General features: G+C 71.8%; 16 protein-coding genes and 1 tRNA gene. 8 read left to right on the forward strand and 9 right to left on the reverse strand.

The annotated features are described in order from the left end of the window. Positions 1-68: 68 nt before the first annotated feature. Positions 69-5165 carry a hypothetical protein gene (locus tag ABT137_RS06105; protein ID WP_351703186.1) on the forward strand — a complete coding sequence of 1699 codons (5097 nt, stop codon included), beginning with the start codon at positions 69-71 and terminating at the stop codon, positions 5163-5165. Between the two features lie 20 nt (positions 5166-5185). Here the strand turns inward: ABT137_RS06105 and ABT137_RS06110 are convergent, their stop codons facing one another. Continuing rightward, positions 5186-5872, reverse strand: a complete 687-nt coding sequence (locus tag ABT137_RS06110; RefSeq protein ID WP_351703189.1) for a pentapeptide repeat-containing protein — start codon at positions 5870-5872, stop codon at positions 5186-5188. A gap of 159 nt (positions 5873-6031) precedes the next feature. Between ABT137_RS06110 and ABT137_RS06115 the strand changes: the two genes are divergently transcribed. The 3 genes from ABT137_RS06115 (at position 6032) to ABT137_RS06125 (ending at position 9250) form a co-directional block, all read left to right on the forward strand. Then, a complete protein-coding gene (locus ABT137_RS06115; RefSeq protein WP_351703192.1) occupies positions 6032-7006 on the forward strand; it encodes a zinc-binding dehydrogenase in 975 nt (324 codons plus the stop codon). Positions 7007-7177: 171 nt separating this feature from the next. Further along, positions 7178-7834: a rhomboid-like protein gene (locus tag ABT137_RS06120; protein ID WP_351703195.1), complete on the forward strand. Its 657-nt coding sequence runs from the start codon at positions 7178-7180 to the stop codon at positions 7832-7834. A 9-nt stretch (positions 7835-7843) separates the two neighbouring features. After that, on the forward strand, positions 7844-9250 hold the full coding sequence (locus ABT137_RS06125; RefSeq protein WP_351703198.1) for an NAD(P)/FAD-dependent oxidoreductase: 1407 nt from the start codon (positions 7844-7846) through the stop codon (positions 9248-9250). Positions 9251-9253: 3 nt separating this feature from the next. Here the strand turns inward: ABT137_RS06125 and ABT137_RS06130 are convergent. Then, positions 9254-9327 (reverse strand) — tRNA-Thr (locus tag ABT137_RS06130). A 229-nt stretch (positions 9328-9556) separates the two neighbouring features. Between ABT137_RS06130 and ABT137_RS06135 the strand changes: the two genes are divergently transcribed. The 3 genes from ABT137_RS06135 (at position 9557) to ABT137_RS06145 (ending at position 12236) form a co-directional block, all read left to right on the forward strand. Then, the gene (locus tag ABT137_RS06135; RefSeq protein ID WP_093501415.1) at positions 9557-10693 is read left to right on the forward strand and encodes an ABC transporter ATP-binding protein; all 1137 of its coding nucleotides are present in this window, start codon (positions 9557-9559) and stop codon (positions 10691-10693) included. 265 nt (positions 10694-10958) lie between these two features. Beyond that, complete coding sequence (locus ABT137_RS06140; RefSeq protein WP_351703201.1) at positions 10959-11420, forward strand: hypothetical protein; 462 nt, start codon at positions 10959-10961, stop codon at positions 11418-11420. 84 nt (positions 11421-11504) lie between these two features. Further along, positions 11505-12236 carry a nucleotidyltransferase family protein gene (locus ABT137_RS06145; protein WP_351703204.1) on the forward strand — a complete coding sequence of 244 codons (732 nt, stop codon included), beginning with the start codon at positions 11505-11507 and terminating at the stop codon, positions 12234-12236. A gap of 154 nt (positions 12237-12390) precedes the next feature. Here ABT137_RS06145 and ABT137_RS06150 read toward each other — a convergent pair whose 3' ends face one another. The 6 genes from ABT137_RS06150 to ABT137_RS06175 form a co-directional block, all read right to left on the reverse strand. Then, entirely contained in the window at positions 12391-14061 is a 1671-nt protein-coding gene (locus ABT137_RS06150; RefSeq protein WP_351703207.1) for a DoxX family membrane protein, read from the reverse strand. Positions 14062-14178: 117 nt separating this feature from the next. Then, the gene (rlmB, locus tag ABT137_RS06155) at positions 14179-15120 is read right to left on the reverse strand and encodes a 23S rRNA (guanosine(2251)-2'-O)-methyltransferase RlmB (RefSeq protein ID WP_351703210.1); all 942 of its coding nucleotides are present in this window, start codon (positions 15118-15120) and stop codon (positions 14179-14181) included. Positions 15121-15219: 99 nt separating this feature from the next. Then, complete coding sequence (gene cysS / locus ABT137_RS06160) at positions 15220-16617, reverse strand: cysteine--tRNA ligase (protein ID WP_351703213.1); 1398 nt, start codon at positions 16615-16617, stop codon at positions 15220-15222. Between the two features lie 141 nt (positions 16618-16758). Further along, on the reverse strand, positions 16759-17250 hold the full coding sequence (gene ispF, locus ABT137_RS06165) for a 2-C-methyl-D-erythritol 2,4-cyclodiphosphate synthase (RefSeq protein ID WP_351703216.1): 492 nt from the start codon (positions 17248-17250) through the stop codon (positions 16759-16761). After that, positions 17240-18004: a 2-C-methyl-D-erythritol 4-phosphate cytidylyltransferase gene (gene ispD, locus ABT137_RS06170; RefSeq protein WP_351703219.1), complete on the reverse strand. Its 765-nt coding sequence runs from the start codon at positions 18002-18004 to the stop codon at positions 17240-17242. Before ispD ends, ispF begins: the two co-directional genes overlap by 11 nt. A gap of 273 nt (positions 18005-18277) precedes the next feature. Beyond that, on the reverse strand, positions 18278-18760 hold the full coding sequence (locus tag ABT137_RS06175) for a CarD family transcriptional regulator (RefSeq protein WP_003953493.1): 483 nt from the start codon (positions 18758-18760) through the stop codon (positions 18278-18280). 641 nt (positions 18761-19401) lie between these two features. On the opposite strand from ABT137_RS06175, the gene ABT137_RS06180 reads away from it, so the two are divergent. Next, entirely contained in the window at positions 19402-20085 is a 684-nt protein-coding gene (locus ABT137_RS06180; RefSeq protein WP_351703222.1) for a copper chaperone PCu(A)C, read from the forward strand. A 179-nt stretch (positions 20086-20264) separates the two neighbouring features. On the opposite strand, the gene phoP is transcribed toward ABT137_RS06180, so the two are convergent. Then, a complete protein-coding gene (phoP, locus tag ABT137_RS06185; protein ID WP_018568744.1) occupies positions 20265-20936 on the reverse strand; it encodes a two-component system response regulator PhoP in 672 nt (223 codons plus the stop codon). Positions 20937-20939: the final 3 nt, after the last annotated feature.

A 20939-nucleotide genomic window follows, 5' to 3' on the forward strand; every position in this document is an offset into this window, starting at 1 on the left:
CCTCCCGGGCACCGGCCACCGCCGCGCCCGTCGACTCCACAGTGCCTGTCGGGCCCACGGAACACACGATGCGCGTCCTCCAGGGAAAGGCGGGGAACACAGCCGCCACGCTGGCGCTGCAGGACGCGAAGGGCAAGGGCGTCGCGCGGCCCCCGGCGGTACGCAGCCGGCCGGTGGCGCCCATCGCCCCCGTCGAGGAGGAACGCACCGAGCCCGGTCTCGTACTGCCGCCGTACTTGATGGACTTCCAGGCCGCCGGGCTCTCCACGGCGTACGGGCTGACCGGGCACGAGTTCGTACGGAACGCGGTGGCCGCCGTCGTCGGGCACGGCGACGGCACGGTCGCCGAGATCGGCGCCGAGCTCGCCGGCCGCCCCGAGTCGTTCTACGGGCAGGGCCGCGCCTTCGCCGTCAAGGGCAGGACCGGCAAGGAGTGGTACGACGTCACCGTCACCGTCTCCCGCGCCCCCGACGACCGGCCGCCCGTCTTCCACCCCAAGGACCTGATCGCGAACACCGTGCCGGACCCGGACGGGGCGCCGCTCGCCGCGGTGGACGAGGCCGAGGGCAAGGACACCAAGGTCGACGTCCAGCACAACACCGCCACCACCGTCGCGACCACCGCGAGCGGCAGTTCCAGCAAGGGCGCCGGCGGCATGGCCTTCGGGCTCGCGCCCGTCGTACCGGGGCTCTGGCTGGGCGGCGCCGGCCTGGTGAACGCGCAGCCCTGGCAGTCCTCGCGGGAGTCCCGCAGCCAGCGCAACGTGGCCGAACCCCGGGTGCTGCGCAGCGAGAAGGGCTCGGTCGAGGCACCGCGCAAGGTGCGGTACGGCGTACGGGTCAAGAAGCAGGGCACCCAGCACGCGCAGACCTTCCACGGCTCGGGCGCCCTCACCCAGCGCGTGCCCACCGAACACCTCGTCCCGGCCGGCACCCAGACGCCCGCCGCCCCGGAGGCCGTCGGCGCGGACACCGCCCGGCGCGTCTCGCTCGCCGACTCCATGGCCCCGGTCGCCGTCACCGACACCGCCGCCCCGCACCAGGGCGGCGGCGGGCTCTTCGACACGGTCGCCGCCGTCCTGCACCCCTCGCTCACCGCCCCCGGCGCCCCCGGCCGCTCCCGCCTCTACGAGGCCACCTCCACCGCGACCGTCCTGGAGGACATGCCCCGGCTGCTGCGCGACGGCGTCACCGGCGAGGACCTCGCATCCAAGGACGGCAGCAGCGTCGGCAGCTACCGCCTGCACGCCGAGATCACCGGCATGTCCCCCGCCTGGGGCACCGGCGGGACCCAGCTGCGCACCCACCAGCAGACCCAGCACACGGTCACCGAGAGCGCGGGCAAGGGACGCGCCCTCACCGGCGGCCTGGGCCCGGCCATCGGCGTCGGAGTGACCGGCAACGCCGCCGTCCTGCGGGGTACGGCCATGCCGGTCGCGGGGGCCCGCAAGGCGCGGTTCACCGTGGCCGAGCAGACCGTCTCCAGCCGCCAGGGCGCGGAGGTACGCGGCGACAAGGTGCTCTACCTCGCGACCGTCCAGTTCACCGCGGAGGGCACGGGGCCGCGCTCGGCCGAGATGATCCTGCGCCCCGGGACCCGGGTCGCCCGGCACTCGATGCGGGTGTGGATGAGCCTGCGGGCCGACGAGGCGCGGTCACTCGGGCTGCCGCTGCCGCCCGGCGCCGAGGCCAAGGAGGACAAGAAAGGCAAGAAGGAGGACAAGAAGGACAAGGAGTTCATCGAGAAGCCGAAGCGGACCGACGAGAACGGCAACGAGGTCGACGTCGAACGGCACCTCCCCTTCGGCGCCATGGGCTCCAGCGTCACCCTCAGCCAGCTCGACACCAAGCCCATGGTGCGGGCCGTGCAGCAGCTGTTCGCGACCGATCCCCGGCTGGCCGGCTACCTGCCCGCCTTCGGTACGGCCGCGGTGGCTTCGACCCCGAGCAAGGAGGAGGCCGCGCTCCAGCGGCGCAACCACCGCGAGCTGATGGCCGCCCTGTCCGAGACCAACCTGCGGGTCAACAAGGACCAGCTGACCACGACCGGCATCCGGGTGCGGCTGCGCCGCAAGACCACCCTGCACTCCCACGACGTGCAGATCCGCGTCCGCGGAGCGCTCCGCGAGACCGGCTATCTCGGCGACACCGACGACTGGCTGGTGCGCAGCCACTCCGGTGTCACCGGCAACGCGCAGAGCGGACGCGGCAGTTCGCGCTCGATCGGCGGTCTGGTGCTCGGGCAGGCCAGGATCGTCCCCAGCATCCTGACCGGCTCGGCCCGCTACGAGAGGCACAGCACCGGCACCCGCCGCAACCAGGCCGGCCCCACCACCCGCACGGACGTCCTCACCAACGGCTCCGAGAAGGCCAGCACCTTCGGGGCGGCCCTGCGCCTCGACGTCGACGTCACCATGACCTCCCGGCAGCGCAAGCTGGGCCGCGCCCTCACCCCCGGCTCCCCCGGCCGGGACGCGCCCGAGGCAAGGCAGCTGGGGGGACTGCATCTGGACGAGCAGGACGTACGGCTGGTCACGCCGACCGAGTTCACCCTCGACGAGGAGGGCAAGCGGCGGCAGGACGCGGTGGGCGACCGGCGCCGGGCGCAGGCCCCGCGCCCCGAGCACGCCGTCACCGCCGAGGGCATCGGCGACCTGGCCGGTCTCGTGCCCCGGCCGTCCGTCGGGCAGCCGCTGCGGGACTGGCAGCTGGTGGAGACGGTCGGCGACGGCCAGGCCGTCCGGGACCTCGCCTTCCAGCTGCTGTCCAAGGCCGCCGCCCGCAACAAGGGCGTCCGCGAGGATCCCGCGCTGCAGACCGAGGGGCTCGCGCCGCGGCTGGCGATCGAGGAGCGGTTCGGGCCGCAGGCCATCACGGCGTCGCTGCGGCAGGCCGCGTCCTCCGGGTGGGTGGTGAAGAACCTGCGCTACCCGCGCCGGCTCGCCGCGCTGAACGGGGCCGTCGGTACCCGGCTCACGCTGACCAACCCGAAGTTCCTGCACCAGGGCGCGGGTCCCGGCACGGAGACCTTCGTGCTCGGCGGCCACCAGGCGGCCGGCCAGGAGGGGCAGGGCACCACCAGCACGTGGCAGTTCGGCGCCACCGGCTCGGAGAACGACGTCGAGTGGCGGCTGGGCCAGGGCCTGTCCGGGAACCGCACCACGAGCCGGGGCGACGCCCGGTCCGCAGCACTGTCCGGCACGGTCGAGCGCAACGCCCACACCCCGAAGAAGGCGCCGCTCTACCTGGTCCAGTGCGACCTGCTCGTCACCATGGTCGCCGAGGTCAAGGTCACCGGCGGCGGCCCCTACGTGGCGACGGCCGCCCGCACCCTGCCGGCCGAGGCGGCGGTGTGGCTGACGGAGGCACAACTGCCGGCGTCCATCCGCCGGCAGCTGAAGCTCGACCCCGAACCGGCGCCGATGACGTCGTCGTCCCGGCAGCCGGGGCAGCGGCCGGCGGAGAGTTCCCGGGCGGCCGAGAGCTCCCGGGCGGGCGCCGAGCGCGAGGCCCGGGAAGGGGTCCGTACCAAGACGGATGCGGCCGGGTCGACCACGTCCGCGCCGCCGCGCACCGCCGCCCCCTCCTTCGCCCGCGGGCTCCCCCTCGGCTTCGGCATGGTCGAGAACCTGCCGAACTTCGTACCGCTGCTGGCCCGGCTGCGCACCCGCCTCGCGGAGAGCGGGCAGCAGAGCCTCGCCGACGACCTGCTGCCCCGGCAGCAGCTGGCGGACCGCAACGACAACGTGCAACGCCTGCTGCGCGTCCTGGACCGCGACGGCAGCGCGGGACTGCTGTCCGGCGCGATGGACGGCGGGGTCACCGTCGAGCTGTTCGACGGCCGCAAGACCCCGTACTGGGCGGTGTTCAAGGTCAACCGGCTCGCCGACGGCGCCTACGACGGCGCGGCGGACGACGGCCGGGACATGGAGTACATCACCGCGGCCGTGGCCCAGCAGGCCGCCACTCACGACGAGGGCGTGTCGCTCGGCCTGGAGGGGATCTTCGCCGGCTCCGGCAAACCGGACGGCGGGGCCGGGCAGCTGAAGAGCACCGGCGGTGCGGCGGGCCTCGGCGTCGGCACGGGCGGCTCGCGGCGCTCCGGCACGGCGAGCCGCGGCCAGCTCGGCATGAAGACGGTCGCGGAGGCGAAGACCGCGAAGTCGTCGAAGATGCGGGTGCCGATCGAGGCGACCCTCGAACTGCACCGCGGCGACCGCCGGCTGGCGCTGGTCTCGCTGGGCCGCCAGGCGGTGACCCACCGCGTCCTGGACAAGGACCTCGCCGCCCTCGGCCGGCTGACCGCGCCCCGGCAGCGGCCGGTGGCCCCGGCTCCCGGCCCGGGCGACTCTCGCCCGGCCGCGCTCGGCACCTGGCGCTCCGGCGGTGTGCGGCTGCCGATGGAGGCCCAGGTGAACGGCTTCCAAGGGACACCGCAGGTCCGGGAACTGGTCAACTCCGCGGTCCGGGAGGCCGGCGGCGGCGACCGCTTCCGGTCCAAGGGCCAGGCCGCCGCGTACACCCTGCAGGAGGCCGTCTCCACCGAGTGGCTGATCGCGGCGCTGCCGCTGCTGACCTCGGCCGGGGCGGAACTGCCGCCGGTGCACGCCACCGGGGTGGCGGGCCAGGACCTGCGGGCGTCCCTGCACGCGCGGCTGCGGGACGGGCGGGTGCTGGGCGTCGGCGACAAGATGACCTTCGAGACGGTGGGGCAGAGCCACCTGGACGCGCCCCGGCCCACCCAGACGGACGGCCTGAGCTCCGCCGACCACGGCCGGTCGGCGCGCGGCCTCGCGGGCGCGGGGCTGCTCAACGCCGACGAGTTCCGCCTCAACCAGATGATGGGCAACGCGGGCGGCGCGGGCGGCGCCGCCGACGCGGCGGTGAACGCGTCCGGTTCGATGCCGCTGCACAAGCCCAAGTCCGCTTCGGTACTGGTGCAGTTCACGCTGGACGTGCGGGTGGTGGCGCAGGTGGCCAACCGCGTCCGCTCCGGCCGTACCGGCACCGCCGTACGGGAGCTGACCCTGCCCCGGCCGGTGGTGATCCGCATGCCGGAACCGGCGGTCCGCCGCATGCTCGCCGCCCAGCCGGACCGGCTCCAGGACCCGGACGACCACCTGGGCCTGCGCAAGGCAGCCGCCGCGGCCACGCCCCAGGACTGATCAGCACCGCCCTGCCGGACTCACCCCTCCACCCGGATCCCCAACTGCGCCGCCAGCACCGGTGCGAGATCCAGCAGTTGGGACATGCTGATCACCGCCCCGGCCAGCCGCTCCACCCCGGTCGCGATCTCCAGGGACGCGGCGCCCCGCAGGTCGACGTCCTTCATCGTCACCCCCCTGAAGTCGGCCCCCTTCACCGTGCAGCCGGTGAACTCCACCCGCTCCAGCACGGCGTTGCCGAAGTCCGGTTCCACCAGGACGCAGCCCTCGAAGACCACGTCTCTGAGCTTCGCGGTGCGCAGGTTGAGATAGTCGATCTTGCCGCCGCGGATCACCACCCGCTCCAGGACGGAACCGTGCAACTGGGTGCCGCCCAGCCGGGCGTCGACCAGCTCGACATCGCGCAGGGTCGCCTCGGCCAGATCGGTGCCGACGCCTCTTATCGAGGTGAGGACCGTGTCCAGCACGCGCGCGTGCCGCAGCCCCGTCTCGTCGAAGGCGCAGTCCGTCAGCGCGCAGTCCATGAAGCGGGCGCCCGCCCCGTCCTGACCGGCGAAGTCCGCCTCCCGGAACGCCTGCCCGTCGTAGTCCCCGTCCGGCTCCAGCTCGCCACCGCCCCAGGGCTCCAGCTCGGGCAGCCGCACCTCCGGCCGCCGCGCACCCTTCACCCTGCCTCCGCCGGCCCCACCGGCCGCTGTCCTCGCCATGCCCCCATAGTGCAGGCCCCCACTGACAATCACCGCGGCCTGCGAGAACAGAACCAGAGCGGCAGCGGCCCACCCTTGACCTCAAGCGCGCTTGAGGTCGAAGAGTCGAATGCGTCAAAGAGCCGGACCGCCGGATCGGCCATCACCTGGGGAGTCCCTGTGCACGCCATCGTTCTGCACGCCTTCGGCCCAGCCGAGAACCTCGTCCACCAGCAGGTGACGGACCCGGTGCCGGGCCCGGGCCAGGTGCGGATCGCGGTCGCCGCGGCCGGTGTCCACCTGCTCGACACGTCGCTGCGGCAGGGCCACCAGGGGCCGGCGCCCCGGCCGACCGTGCTGCCGACGATCCCCGGCCGCGAGGTCGCCGGAGTGGTCGAGGCGCTCGGCGACGGCGTCGACGGGCTGTGGCTCGGGCGGCGCGTGGTCGCCCACCTCGGCTTCGCGCCCGGAGGCTACGCCGAGCTGGCGGTCACCGAGGTCGAACGGCTGCACGAGATCCCGGAGAACCTCGGCTTCCCCGAGGCCGTGGCCATGATCGGCACGGGCCGTACGGCCCTCGGCATCCTGCAGTTCGCCGAGCCGGGGCCGGAGTCGGTGGTCCTGGTCCCGGCGGCCGCCGGCGGCATCGGCACGCTGCTCGTCCAGGCCGCCAAGCACGCGGGCGCCACCGTGATCGGCCTCGCGGGCGGCCCCGAGAAGACCGAGCGGGTCCGGGCCAACGGCGCCGACCTCGCCCTCGACTACACCGACCCCGGCTGGCCCGCCGAGGTCCGCGCCCGCTCCGGACCGGTCACCGTCGTCCTCGACGGCGTCGGCGGCGACGTCGCCCGGGAGGCCGTCGCCCTGCTCGGCGAGGGCGGCCGGCACCTCGTCTTCGGCTGGTCGGCGGAGGGGATCGCGAGCGGCGGCGGGCATGTCGTCGAAGGGCTCTCGGAGTTCGTCCTCGGCCCCGCGATGCTCCGCCGGACCGGCGGCCCCGACCCGCTCCGCACCCTCGAACTCCGCGCCCTCACCGAGGCCGCCCAGGGCCGGCTGCGCCCCGCCGTGACCCGCTTCCCCCTGGCCGAGGCGGCAACCGCACACCGTGCCCTGGAGACCCGGGCGACCATCGGAAAGGTGGTCCTGGAACCGTGATCGCTTCGCGAGAGGGCCGTGGGCGGACCGGCTCGATGCAGAGTGCGGGTCGTGGTGGGTTGCTCGCGGCGCCGCAGCCACCCGACCGCACGGCCCCCGAGCTCTTGGGCGATCGGCTCATCCGGAATGTCAATCACACACCCGTCGTTGCGGTCGTGCATGAATCGCCTCATGGGATTTCTCCGGGGACTCGGCGGCACGGTGTGGGCGTACGTCCGCAGCGCCCCCGGTACGTACATCTGGCTGGCGATTCTCTTCGTGACGGCCTTCGCGCTGCACCGCATGTCACCGGAGTTCGAGCACCAGTTCCTGCGGCAGCGGTCCACCAACATCCGGGAGCTGTCGGACAACCCGGTGCGGGTGCTGGTCGCCAGCGCGATGTGGATCGAGGGCGGGCACTGGGTGCCGTACGCCTTCCTCTACACCGTCTTCCACGCGCCGGCGGAGCGCTGGCTGGGGACGGTCCGCTGGCTCGCGGTGTGCGTGATCGCGCACGTCCTGGCCACCCTGATCAGCGAGGGCGCGCTGCTGAAGGGCATCCACGACGGCATCGTCCCGCACTCCGCGGTCAACACCCTGGACATCGGGGTGAGTTACGCACTGGCCGGGGTGATCGCGGTGCTGGCGTACCGGATCGCGACGCCCTGGCGGTATGCGTACCTCGCGGCCGCCCTCCTCGTCTACGGACTGCCGCTGACCGAGTCGCCGACCTTCACCGACCTGGGACATTTCGTCGCCGCGCTGATCGGTCTCGGCTGCTATCCGCTGGTCAGAGGGCGCGGAAAAGCATGGAATCCGAAGGAGACACTGGCCGCGCTCAAGGGTTAACGTCCGGTCATGAGCAGCTCAGCAAGCGGAGTCGTCAACGGCGGCATCTCCTTCTGGTACGCGGACGACGGCCTCCCGGCGGTACGGGAGCCGCTCACCGGTGACGCCTCGGCGGACGTGGTGATCGTGGGCGGCGGCTACACCGGTCTGTGGACCGCGTACTACCTGAAGAAGGCCGCCCCCTTCCTCCGGGTCACCGTCCTGGAGCAGAAGTTCTGCGGCTACGGCGCCTCCGGCCGCAACGGCGGCTGGCTCTACAACGGCATCGCCGGCCGCGACCGCTACGCCGCGCTGCACGGCCGGGAGGCCGCCGTACGCCTGCAGAAGGCCATGAACGAGACCGTCGACGAGGTCGTGGCGGTCGCCGCGGCCGAGGGGATCGACGCCGACCTGCACAAGGGCGGGGTGCTGGAAGTCGCCACCACCCCGGCCCAGCTGGCCCGCCTGAAGGCCTTCCACGAGCACGAGCTGTCGTACGGCGAGAAGGACCGCGAGCTCTACGGCGCCGGGGAGACCCGGGAGCGGATCCGCGTCGCCGACGCGGTGGGCGGCACCTGGACCCCGCACGGCGCCCGCCTCCACCCGGTGAAGCTGGTGAAGGGCCTGGTGGCGGCGGTGGCGGCACTCGGCGTGGACATCTACGAGTCCACCCCGGTGACCGAGATCCGCCCCCAGCACGCCGTCACGCCGTACGGCACGGTCCGCGCCCCCTACATCCTGCGCTGCACCGAGGGTTTCACCGCGAACCTGAAGGGCCAGAAGCGCACCTGGCTGCCGATGAACTCCTCGATGATCGCCACCGAGCCGCTGACGGCGGAGCAGTGGGCGTCGGTGGGGTGGGAGGGCCGGGAGACCCTCGGGGACATGGCGCACGCCTACATGTACGCGCAGCGCACGGCCGACGGGCGGATCGCGCTCGGCGGGCGCGGGGTCCCGTACCGGTTCGGGTCGCGGACGGACAACGACGGCCGCACGCAGGCCGCGACCGTCGAGGCGCTGCGCGAGATCCTCGTGCGGTTCTTCCCGTCCCTGGCGGGTGTCGCGGTCGAGCACGCCTGGTCCGGGGTGCTCGGGGTGCCGCGGGACTGGTGCGCGACCGTCACCCTGGACCGTTCGACGGGGCTCGGCTGGGCGGGCGGCTACGTCGGCTCCGGAGTCGCCACCACCAACCTGGCCGCCCGCACCCTCCGCGACCTCGTCCAGCTCGACTCCGGCCAGGCCGGCCGCACCGACCTGACCGAACTGCCGTGGGTGAACCACAAGGTCCGCAAGTGGGAGCCGGAACCCTTCCGCTGGCTCGGCGTCCAGGGCATGTACGCCACCTACCGCGCCGCCGACCAGCGCGAACGCCTCCACCCGAGCACCGACTCGTCCCGGCTGGCCCGGATGGCGGACCGGGTGGCGGGACGGCACTGAGAGAGCCCCCTGTCGGATTCGAACCGACGACCTTCGCTTTACAAGAGCGGCGCTCTGACCAGCTGAGCTAAGGAGGCGTGCGCGCACCCGGGGTGCGTGCCAGTGCAGTGTACCCAGGTCCCGGATGGGGCCTGTCGAAAATTTCCGCGAAGTTCACAGGGCTCCAGGTACTGACATACGGGGTGAACGCCAGGTACCGTCCTGATCCAGTTCACTCGTGTGGACTACCCGAGTGGACTACACCAACCACCTTCCTACAACGGATCGTCCGGCACGTTCCTGCCGGTAGAAGGGGGCCTCTGAGCCATGGCCACTGTCACGTTCGACAAGGCGACCCGGATCTACCCGGGCTCCACCAAGCCCGCCGTCGACGGCCTCGACATCGCGATCGAGGACGGCGAGTTCCTCGTCCTGGTCGGCCCGTCGGGTTGCGGCAAGTCCACCTCGCTGCGGATGCTCGCGGGCCTGGAGGACGTCAACGCCGGCGCCATCCGCATCGGCGACCGCGACGTCACGCACCTGCCGCCCAAGGACCGGGACATCGCCATGGTGTTCCAGAACTACGCGCTCTACCCGCACATGAGCGTCGCCGACAACATGGGCTTCGCGCTCAAGATCGCCGGCGTCAACAAGGCGGAGATCCGGCAGAAGGTCGAGGAGGCCGCGAAGATCCTCGACCTCACCGAGTACCTGGACCGCAAGCCGAAGGCGCTCTCCGGCGGTCAGCGCCAGCGTGTCGCGATGGGCCGCGCCATCGTGCGTGAGCCGCAGGTCTTCCTCATGGACGAGCCGCTGTCCAACCTGGACGCCAAGCTCCGCGTCTCGACCCGTACCCAGATCGCGTCGCTCCAGCGCCGCCTCGGCATCACCACCGTCTACGTCACCCACGACCAGGTCGAGGCCATGACGATGGGCGACCGGGTCGCGGTCCTCAAGGACGGTCTGCTCCAGCAGGTCGACTCGCCGCGCAACATGTACGACCGCCCGGCCAACCTCTTCGTCGCCGGCTTCATCGGCTCCCCGGCCATGAACCTGGTCGAGGTCCCGATCACCGACGGCGGCGTGAAGTTCGGCAACAGCGTCGTCCCGGTCAACCGCGAGGCGCTCAAGGCCGCCAGCGACAAGGGCGACCGCACGGTGACCGTCGGCGTCCGTCCCGAGCACTTCGACGTCGTCGAGCACAACGGCGAGGCCGCCTCCGCGCTGTCCAAGGACACCGAGGACGCCCCGGCCGGTCTCGCGGTCTCCGTGAACGTCGTCGAGGAGCTCGGCGCCGACGGCTACGTCTACGGCAGCGCCAAGGTCGGCGACGACCTCAAGGACCTGGTCGTCCGCGTCAGCGGCCGCGCGGTCCCGGAGAAGGGCGCCACGCTGCACGTCGTGCCGCGGCCGGGCGAGATCCACGTGTTCTCGACGTCCACGGGCGAGCGGCTCTCCGACTGAGCGATCCGGCTGAGCGAGATCCGACTGAGCGATCCGACCGGTCGATCAAGCTGAGAAACCTCTGACCAGGGTGAATTCACCCAGGTTGACGGAAAGGGCCCCGCGACCTGCAGCGGGGCCCTTTTCGTTGCCCCGATTTACCCCGGCAAGCGGGTGATTTTCGACCAGTGTGCGTCAACCCCGTACCCGAATCACGGCACTTCTCCATCCCCCGAACCGGTGACTAAATGTCGCCAAATCATTACCGCACGCTACCCTCACACGCGTGAAGCACTCCACCACCCTTCAGACGCGACGCGGCCACCGGGGCGGCCCTGCCCGCCGGATCGGCCGCACTCTCGCCCTTGTCCTGCCCGTCGTCCTGGTGCTCTCCGGGACCCTCGCGGTCACCCGCGTCAACTGGACCGGGTCCCCGCGGAGCTCGGTGCTCACCGCGACCGACGTGACCGACGCGCACGTCTCCTCCAAGGCCGTCTCCCAGGCCCCGCAGGACGTACTGCGCGAGCAGCTGATGACCGAGCTCCAGGACAAGAACCCGGGCCAGGTCCTCACCCACCTCCAGCAGGCGGTCAACGGCCACCCGTCGCTGGCGCGGCACTGCACGTCCATCGCCCGTGCGCTGGGCCGGGCCGCGGTGCGGATGTACGGCGCCTCACGCGCCCAGTCGTACGCCCGCCCGGTCTGCGACACGTCCTTCGCGTCGGGCGTGCTGGCCGCGCACAGCTGAACCCCGGTGGGAATTCGGTAACGGCTCCTTAAGCGGGCCCGTCCGGCGGGAAGCCGCCTCCGGGGCGCGTCGTACAGTTCGGGCATGACCCATCCGAACGCCGCGTTGCGCCCCACTCAAGCCGTGGTCCTGGCCGGTGGCCAGGGCTCACGGCTTCGCCCGTACACCGACGACCGGCCCAAGCCGATGGTCGAGATCCCGGGTACGGGCACACCGATCATCGGCCACCAACTGACCTGGCTCGCCGAGGAGGGCGTCACCGACGTGGTGATCTCCTGCGGCCATCTCGCCGAGGTCCTGCAGAAGTGGCTGGCGACGGCCGACCTGCCGCTCTCCGTCACCACGGTGGTGGAGACCGAGCCGCTGGGCCGGGGCGGCGGCCTCAAGTACGCGGCCGCGCGCCTTCCCCACTCCGACCGGCCCTGGTACGCCACGAACGGCGACATCTGGACGCGGTTCTCGCTGCGCGACATGGCCGACTTCCACACGGAGCGGGACGCGGTGGCGACGCTGGCGCTGGCCCGTCCGCGGATCCCCTGGGGCGCCGTGCAGACCGACGGCTTCGGTCACATCACGGACTTCATCGAGGCACCGCCGTCGACGTTCGAGATCAACGCCGGCGTCTACGTCTTCTCTCCCGAGTTCGCCGCGATGCTGCCGGAGCGGGGGGACCACGAGCGCACCACGTTCCCGCACCTGGCGCGGAGCCGGCAGCTGGCCGGGTTCCCGATCCCACAGGGGGCGTACTGGCGAGCCATCGACACGGCGAAGGACCTGACGGAGGCGGCGAAGGAGCTGGCCGCGCTGGGGCGCTAGCCGAAGAGGGGGTGCGACCGGCGGTTCGTCGCCTGCGGGTGAGTGGGGGCTATTCGCGCAGTCGGCGGACGGCACATCGCGCCCCTTCGGTACGCCTGGTACGCCGCAGCCCCGCGCCTCTGAAGCGCGGGGCTGCGTCCGTGTGCAGCGGCTGTCAGCCGAGGAGGCCGCCTACCAGTCCTGGCTGGCCCGAGGAGGAGGCGCCGCCGGTGCTACCGGTGTTGTTGCCGGTGCCACCGCCGGTGGTGGAGGTGCCGCCGGTTGCGGTGCCGCCGGAGGTGGGGCCCGCGGTGGTCGGCGCGGGAGCGGTGTGCTGGGGCGGGACCTGGCCCGTGGTGCCCTGGGTCTCGCTGGGGGTCGTGGTGGTGGCGCCGCTCGTGGTGCGGTCGGCACCCGGGGTGGTCGCCGCCTGCGAAGGGCTCGCCGTGGCGCCCCCGGAGGGAGCCGTGGAGGCCGACGGAGTCTTCTGGTGGGGCTTGGCCGACTCGTCGGGCAGCGGGGAGCCGGGGAGGTTGTTGCGGGGCGCCTCGCCGGGCCCGGGGACGACCACCCGGCTGGAGTCGCGGACCGCGCCGCCCAGGAGCGAGCCGACGAGGAGGGTGAGGCCGATGGTGACGCCCGTGATCAGGGCGCCGCGACGGAGAACGAAGGCACGCAGCTCCCAGATGTCGGAGTGCGGGCCGAGCCGTCGCCAGGCGCTGCCCGCGAGGCGGCCGTCCACGGAGTAGACGGGGGCGCCCGCGATGATCAGCGGGGACCAGGCGGCGAGGTAGATGATGTCGGGGGCGTCGTAGGCGGGGACGGTCTTCCAGCTGACGGTGACGATGAGCGCGGCGGAGAGCAGCGCGCCGACGACCGCGGCGACCCGCTGCCAGCAGCCGAGGACGGTCAGGACACCGACGATCACCTGGAAGAAGGCGATGACGAGGCCGGAGCCGACCGGGTGCTGAAGGGCGAACTGGCGCAGCGGCTCGGCGACCTCCCAGGGGTGCAGCGTGTTGAGCCAGGTGACCATGGAGCCGCGCTTGCCGCCGTCGAAGTAGACGGGGTCGCAGAGCTTGCCCATGCCGGCGTAGATCGAGATGAAGCCGAGGAAGATACGGAGGGGGAGGAGGACCACGCCCAGGTTCATCCGGCGGCCGGGGTAGTAGGCGTGCCGGGCCGGGTCGCCTTCGCCGGCCCGCCGGCCCGACCGCAATTCCTCGAAGTCCTCGAACTCGTCGTCACCGTAGGGCGGTTCGTCGTAGGACGGGTCGCCGTAGGCCGGGTCGTCGTAGGCGCTGCCCACCGCCGGCATGTTCGGGAGCAGTCGGTTCTCGCCGGAGGCCGGGGAGCGCGGGTGACCGACCATCGGCGTCTCGACGGTCTGTTCGAGAGCGTCGTAGCGGTCGTCGACGCGCGGGATGACCCGGGTCGCACCGGCCGGTTCGGCGGGCTCCTCGACGTGCCGGACGCTGCCGCCCCGGACGGCCTGGAGCAGCCGGTGGGCGCCGGTGTCGTCGGGCGCGGACTTGCCGCTCCAGACGACCGGGCGGCGCCGGCCGGGTGCCGCCCCCGCTCTGCCCGCCGTGCCGACGACCGGGATCCGCGCGGTGTCCTCGGTGGCGCTCAAGTGCCGTGCGACCCGGGGGGATTGGGTACGCCGTGTCGATACGCCCAGCTGCACGCGGAAACTCGCGTGGTTGACGATGACCTGCGCCGGATCGCTCGGCACCTTCACCATGCTCAGCGCAGGAGCGTCGTCGAGCCCGGAATCGAATCCGGAGCGGAATCCCGACGAGCGGTCCCCCGTGGGTGTGCGGGGTGTTCTGGTGTCCACACTCATCTAACCGAGTGACGTGGAGTTAGGACACTGCTTTGACCGGCCGGATGTGTCCGGACCCCGTCAAGGATGTCCCGGACGCCGGAATTAACCCGCCCAGGTGAGGTTACGGACGTTTGTTCACCCGCGTCGGCGCGCCGCCTCGTACAGCACGATCCCGGCCGCCACACCCGCGTTGAGCGACTCGGCACCGCCCGGCATCGGGATCCGGACCCGGAAGTCGCAGGTTTCGCCGACCAGCCGGGACAGGCCCTTGCCCTCGCTGCCGACGACGATGACGACCGGGCCGCCCAGGGCCTCCAGGTCGCCGATCTCGTGCTCGCCGTCCGCGGCGAGCCCGACGACCACGATGCCGGCCTTCTTGTACGACTCCAGGGCCCGGGTCAGGTTCGTGGCGCGGGCCACCGGCGTACGGGCCGCCGTACCGGCCGACGTCTTCCAGGCACCGGCCGTCATACCGGCCGCCCGGCGCTCGGGCACGACCACGCCGTGGCCGCCGAAGGCCGAGACCGAGCGGACGACCGCGCCCAGGTTGCGCGGGTCGGTGACCCCGTCCAGGGCGACGATCAGCGGGTCCTCGCCCTCGTCGTAGGCCGCCTCGGCCAGGTCCTCGGGGTGCGCGTACTCGTACGGCGGGACCTGGAGGACCAGGCCCTGGTGGTTGAGGCCGTTCGTCATGCGGTCCAGCTCGGGGCGCGGGGCCTCCATGAGGTTGATGCCGCCGCGCTCGGCCACGAGCTGGAGGGCCTCGCGGACCCGCTCGTCGTTGTCGATGAACTGCTGGACGTAGAGGGTGGAGGCCGGGACGCCCTCGCGCAGCGCCTCGACGACCGGGTTGCGGCCGACGACCATCTCGGACGTGCCCTTGCCGCCCCGGCCGCGCGCCACCGGTCGGCGCTGGACCTGCTTGGCCTTGGCCGTGGCGATGCGGTTCTTCTTGTGCCCCTTGCGCATCTCGGCGGGCGGGGTCGGCCCCTTGCCCTCCAGGCCCCGGCGCCGCTGGCCGCCACTGCCGACCTGCGCGCCCTTCTTGCCGGACATGCGGCGGTTGTTGGCTGCCATGAGTTACCCGTCTCCGTGAGCTTCGTTTCGTACGTACGTCTTATGCAGTGTGCCGCCCGGGGGGCCGGGCGGCACAGTTGATCTTCAGATCCGGGGCGGCTAGGACTTGAGGGTCCAGCGCGGGCCGGACGGGCTGTCCTCGATCGCGAGGCCGGACTGGTTCAGCTGGTCGCGGATGGCGTCGGCGGTCGCCCAGTCCTTGCGGGCGCGGGCGGACTCACGCTGGTCGAGGACGAGCCGTACGAGGGTGTCGACGACCCCGTGCAGGTCCTCGCCCTTCTCGGCCCCGCCGGACCAGTGCGGGTCCAGCGGGTCGAGACCGAGGACGCCGAGCATGGCGCGGACCTCGGCGAGGCGGGCGACGGCGGCTTCCTTGTCGTCGGCGGCGAGGGCGGAGTTGCCCTGGCGGACGGTGGTGTGCACGACGGCCAGCGCCTGCGGGACGCCCAGGTCGTCGTCCATCGCCTCGGCGAACGCCGGCGGGACCTCGGCCGAGGGCTCGACGGCTCCCCCGGCCAGCTCCACCACGCGCTGCACGAACCCGTCGATCCGCGCGAACGCGGCCTCGGCCTCGCGCAGCGACTCCTCGCTGTACTCGATCATCGAGCGGTAGTGCGGGGTGCCGAGGTAGTAGCGCAGCACGATCGGGCGCCAGTGCTTGACCATCTCCGAGACGAGCACCGAGTTCCCGAGGGACTTCGACATCTTCTCGCCGCTCATGGTGACCCAGGCGTTGTGCACCCAGTACTGGGCGAAGTCGTCGCCGAACGCCTTGGCCTGGGCGATCTCGTTCTCGTGGTGCGGGAAGATCAGGTCGAGGCCGCCGCCGTGGATGTCGAAGGCCGCGCCGAGGTACTTGTGGGCCATCGCCGAGCACTCCAGGTGCCAGCCGGGCCGGCCGCGCCCCCACGGCGTCTCCCAGCTGGGCTCGCCCGGCTTGACGGCCTTCCAGAGCGCGAAGTCCCGCTGGTCCCGCTTGCCGGTCTCGCCCTCGCCCTCGGGCTGGCGGAGGTTGTCCAGCTCCTGGTTGGAGAGCTGGAGGTAGTCCGGGTAGGAGCGCACGTCGAAGTAGACGTTGCCGTCGGCCTCGTAGGCGTGCCCGCGCTCGATCAGCCCGCGCATCATCTCGATCATCTCCGGCACGTGCCCGGTCGCGCGGGGCTCGTACGTCGGCGGGAGGCAGCCGAGCGCGGTGTAACCGTCGTTGAACGCGCGCTCGTTCTCGTAGCCGATCGCCCACCAGGGGCGGCCCTGGTCGGCGGACTTGGCGATGATCTTGTCGTCGATGTCCGTGACGTTCCGGATGAACGTCACGTCGTAGCCGCGGTATTCGAACCAGCGGCGCATGATGTCGAAGTTCAGGCCGGACCGGATGTGCCCGATGTGGGGCGCCGCCTGCACGGTGGCACCACAGAGGTAGATCGAGACACAGCCCGCGGTGAGCGGGGCGAAGTCACGGATCTGCCGGGCGTTGGTGTCGTACAGGCGAATAGTCACGGGACCTAGGGTAGTGGGCCGAGGGTAGTGGATGGCACCGGTATGTGGAGCGCCGTGGCCGGGTGCGGGTGCGCTGTGGCTTGTCGCGCCCCACGGCGGAGCCGTACATCGATACGGCCCGCGCCCCTTAAGCGGGACCAGTCAGCTCTGCTTGACGACCAACGCCGTCGCAACAGCCATGAGGCCCTCTCCTCTGCCGGGAAATCCGAGACCGTCCGTCGTGGCCCCCGAGACCGAGACCGGAGCGCCTGCCGCATCCGAAAGGATCTTCTCGGCCTCGTCCCTCCGCTTGCCGATCTTCGGGCGCGGTCCTACGACCTGCACGGCGACGTTCCCGATGGTGAAACCGGCGTCCCGGACGATCCGCGCCGCCTCCGTCAGCAGCGTCACCCCGGACGCGCCCGACCACTCCGGTCGCCCCGTGCCGAAGTGCTGCCCCAGGTCGCCGAGCCCCGCAGCGGAGAACAACGCATTGCACGCCGCGTGCGCGACCACGTCCGCATCCGAATGGCCGGCCAGGCCCGGGCCCTCGCCCTCCCACTTCAGGCCGGCGCACCACAGGTCGCGGCCCTCCTCGAAGGCGTGGATGTCGGTGCCGATGCCCACGCGGGGCAGTACGACCTCAGAAGCCATCGTTCAGCCTCCTGCGGGCCAGGACCGCCTCCGCGAGGACCAGGTCGAGGGGACGGGTGACCTTGAAGGCCTCCTCGTGGCCGGGGACGACCACGACCCGGCCGCCGAGCTGCTCGACCATGCTGGCGTCGTCGGTGACGTTCTCGGTGACCGTCTCGTGGGCCCGGACCAGGGTCCTACGGTCGAAGCCCTGGGGGGTCTGGACGGCGCGCAGGCGGGCCCGCTCGGGGGTGGCGAGCACCGGCTCGGGGTCGCCGGGGGCGGTCGCCGGCTCGACCTCCTTGACCGTGTCGGCGAGCGGGAGGGCGGGGACGACCGCGGGAGCGCCGTCGCGGACCGCCTGGATCACCGCGTCGACCGTGTCGACGGGGACGAGGGGGCGGGCGGCGTCGTGGACCAGGACGATGTCGTAGTCCGGGGGGAGCGCGTCCAGGCCGAGCCTGACCGACTCCTGGCGGGACTCGCCGCCGGGCACGACGAGGAAGTCGGTGCGGTCGGGAAGCGCGTGGGCGTCGAGGAGGGACTTGACCTCGGGCGCGCCGTCGGGCGGGGCCACGACGACGACCAGGGAGACGGCGCGGGAGGCGGCGAGGGCGCGTACGGCGTGGATGAGCATGGGCGTGCCGTTCAGCGCGCGTAGCGCCTTGGGGGCGCCCGGGCCGAGCCGTACGCCCCGGCCGGCGGCGGGAATCACGGCTGCCGTGCGCAGTGCGGTACCCGGTTCCGTACGCGAAGGACGCGAATCGTCAGACATCGGTTCCTGTCAGGTTTGTGTGCGGGCCTGGCGTGGGTATGGCCTGGGAAGTGCCGGGCGCGACGCCTTGACCGGACCCTTCCGTGACACTGGTCGAGCCAGCAGCCCGGGCCCGGCACGCCTAGTATCCGGGGTTTCCCGGCCTGGTATCGGGGCTTCCCCGAAGGCGTACGCAAACATGCCGCAGCGCCCGGCGACAGAGAAAGTGTCATCGGGCACCGCGGCATTTCGGGTGTGCGGAGCTTCAGCGTGTCGAGCCGGACAGCGTCTGCGTCAGGACGCGAGGACCTCGTCGAGCAGGGCCTCGGCCTTGTCCTCGTTGGTGTTCTCCGCGAGGGCGAGCTCGCTCACCAGGATCTGGCGGGCCTTGGCGAGCATGCGCTTCTCACCGGCGGAGAGTCCGCGCTCGCGCTCACGACGCCACAGGTCACGCACGACTTCCGCGACCTTGATGACGTCGCCGGAGGCGAGCTTCTCCAGGTTTGCCTTGTAACGACGGGACCAGTTCGTGGGCTCCTCGGCGTACGGCGCGCGCAGCACCTCGAAGACCCGGTCCAGCCCGTCCTGACCGACCACATCACGCACGCCGACGAACTCCGCATTGTCCGCTGGCACACGTACCGTCAGGTCACCCTGGGCGACCTTCAGCACCAAGTAGGTCTTGTCCACGCCTTTGATCTGGCGAGTTTCGATGGCCTCGATCAGCGCGGCCCCGTGATGGGGATAGACCACGGTGTCGCCAACCTTGAACGTCATGTGACAGGTACCCCTTCCGTGGCTATCCAGGGTAACACGGAAACCGGCGGTTCTGAATGGCGTTTTCGCAGGTCAGGGCATATCTCGGGGCTTGACAACAGCAACAGGAACGTGCTTCGCAGGCCGTCCGGAAGCAGGTATTCGCAGGTGGGAGCGGCTCTCCGGGCGAGGTGAAACGCGCACGTTACACACATCCGGACGCCCGCCCGAGCGGCCGAACGTCCCCATATGTCCACTTCCAAGCGTACGACTTCCGCTACTCCGTTCGGTTGCCGGAGCCGGATCCCGGACGTTTCCGGAATTGATCACGAGGCCCGCCGAACGACAGACTGAACGGTACGCGAAGCCGTACCCGAAGCAGTACGTGATCAATTTTCCCGGCGGTCGCGCATTCCTTCACGGAAATTTTGCGCGCGGTGTTGCGGACGGGTTATGTGAATGCCGGACGAGCATCGCTCCAAAGTGGCCGAAGAGGCACTTGCGGATGCCCGTGCGTACCCCCAGCCCGGGGGAAGCGCGGGGCTTGGGGAGGGTCGGGTGCAGCCGCGCGGGAACGGCTCGGTAACCTAAGGCCGCTGACAGACACTTAGGGCGGCTTTATAAAGCGGGGCCGCCCGTGCGTTCAAGGAGTTGCCGCCGCCGTGAGCAGCAGCCTTCGACGCGGCGCCCTCGCCGCCTCCACCATCGCCTTCTCCGTCGCCGCGCTCTCCGCCTGCGGCGCGGGCAACAACTCCCAGACGCTGGAGATCCAGCCGGACAACGCGGCGACGAGTGTCGGCGACATCAAGGTCCAGAACGCGACCGTGATCACCCAGCCCGACCTCACCTCGACCGGCCCGGCCGTGGTCTCGGCGACCATCTTCAACACCGGCACCGAGCCGGAGACGCTGCAGTCGATCATCGTCGCCGGCACCGGCAAGACCGCCGAGCTGCACGCCACCAAGACCCAGCCGCTGACCATCCCCGGTGGCGGCCGGCTGATCCTCGGCGGCAAGGACAACGCCTCCGCGGTGCTGGGCAGCAGCCGTGAGGCGGTCCAGGACGGCAACGCCCAGAAGATCACCTTCACCTTCAGCAAGACCGGTGACGTGAGCCTGCGCGCGTTCGTCGTGCCGGCCGAGAGCTTCTTCACGGGCTGGGGCCCGAGCGCGGTGCCGTCCGCCTCGGCCTCCGCGTCCGCCTCCTCGTCGGCCTCCGCCTCCGGCTCCGGTTCCCCGGCCGCTGGCTCGACGGCGAGCGAGAGCGCCAAGACGGGCAAGAAGAACAAGGAGTCCGAGAGCGCCACCCCGAGCGACTCGGCTTCGGAGTCGACGAACGCGGGCTGAGCGGCCCTACCGGGAACTACCGGCAACGCGAGAAGGGCGGTACCCCCGAGGGGGCCGCCCTTCGTCGTTCGGTCGCCACCGCGCGCTGACGGCACGGTCGTGACCGAACGTCAGCCGCACGGTCGTCGTGACCGAACGCCGGCCGTACAGTCGTACGGCCGTAACGGCAGGTCAGCGGTTTACGGCTCAAATTTGTAGCCGAGACCCCGCACCGTCACCAGGTAGCGCGGGGCACCCGGGTCCGGCTCGATCTTGGCGCGCAGGCGCTTCACGTGGACGTCGAGGGTCTTGGTGTCGCCGACGTAGTCGGCGCCCCAGACGCGGTCGATGAGCTGCATGCGGGTGAGGACGCGGCCGGCGTTGCGCAGGAGCATCTCCAGGAGGTCGAACTCCTTGAGGGGGAGGTCGACCTTGGAGCCGGAGACCGTCACGACGTGGCGGTCGACGTCCATGCGGACCGGGCCCGCCTCGAGGGCGGCCGGGGTGACCTCCTCCGGCTCGCCGCGGCGGCGCAGGACGGCCCGGATACGGGCGACCAGTTCGCGGGAGGAGAAGGGCTTGGTGACGTAGTCATCGGCTCCTATTTCGAGCCCGACAACCTTGTCGATCTCGCTGTCCTTGGCCGTCACCATGATGACGGGGACGTTGGAGCGGCCGCGCAGCTGGCGGCAGACCTCGGTGCCCGGCAGGCCGGGCAGCATCAGGTCGAGGAGGACGAGGTCGGCGCCGTTGCGCTCGAACTCGTCGAGTCCGTCGGGGCCCGTGGCCGCCACGGCGACCTCGAAGCCCTCCTTGCGGAGCATGTACGACAGGGCGTCGGAGAAGGACTCCTCGTCCTCGACGACGAGCACTCG

The sequence above is a fragment of the Streptomyces sp. NPDC001980 genome (assembly GCF_040296885.1).
Taxonomy (GTDB): Bacteria; Actinomycetota; Actinomycetes; order Streptomycetales; family Streptomycetaceae; genus Streptomyces.

Coding starts and splice junctions, on each gene's coding strand:
- ABT137_RS06105 (WP_351703186.1), top strand. CDS start 69: ATGCGCGTCCTCCAGGGAAAGGCGGGGAACACAGCCGCCACGCTGGCG.
- ABT137_RS06110 (WP_351703189.1), bottom strand. CDS start 5,872: ATGGCGAGGACAGCGGCCGGTGGGGCCGGCGGAGGCAGGGTGAAGGGT.
- ABT137_RS06120 (WP_351703195.1), top strand. CDS start 7,178: ATGGGATTTCTCCGGGGACTCGGCGGCACGGTGTGGGCGTACGTCCGC.
- ABT137_RS06125 (WP_351703198.1), top strand. CDS start 7,844: ATGAGCAGCTCAGCAAGCGGAGTCGTCAACGGCGGCATCTCCTTCTGG.
- ABT137_RS06135 (WP_093501415.1), top strand. CDS start 9,557: ATGGCCACTGTCACGTTCGACAAGGCGACCCGGATCTACCCGGGCTCC.
- ABT137_RS06145 (WP_351703204.1), top strand. CDS start 11,505: ATGACCCATCCGAACGCCGCGTTGCGCCCCACTCAAGCCGTGGTCCTG.
- ABT137_RS06150 (WP_351703207.1), bottom strand. CDS start 14,061: ATGAGTGTGGACACCAGAACACCCCGCACACCCACGGGGGACCGCTCG.
- rlmB (WP_351703210.1), bottom strand. CDS start 15,120: ATGGCAGCCAACAACCGCCGCATGTCCGGCAAGAAGGGCGCGCAGGTC.
- ispF (WP_351703216.1), bottom strand. CDS start 17,250: ATGGCTTCTGAGGTCGTACTGCCCCGCGTGGGCATCGGCACCGACATC.
- ispD (WP_351703219.1), bottom strand. CDS start 18,004: ATGTCTGACGATTCGCGTCCTTCGCGTACGGAACCGGGTACCGCACTG.
- ABT137_RS06175 (WP_003953493.1), bottom strand. CDS start 18,760: ATGACGTTCAAGGTTGGCGACACCGTGGTCTATCCCCATCACGGGGCC.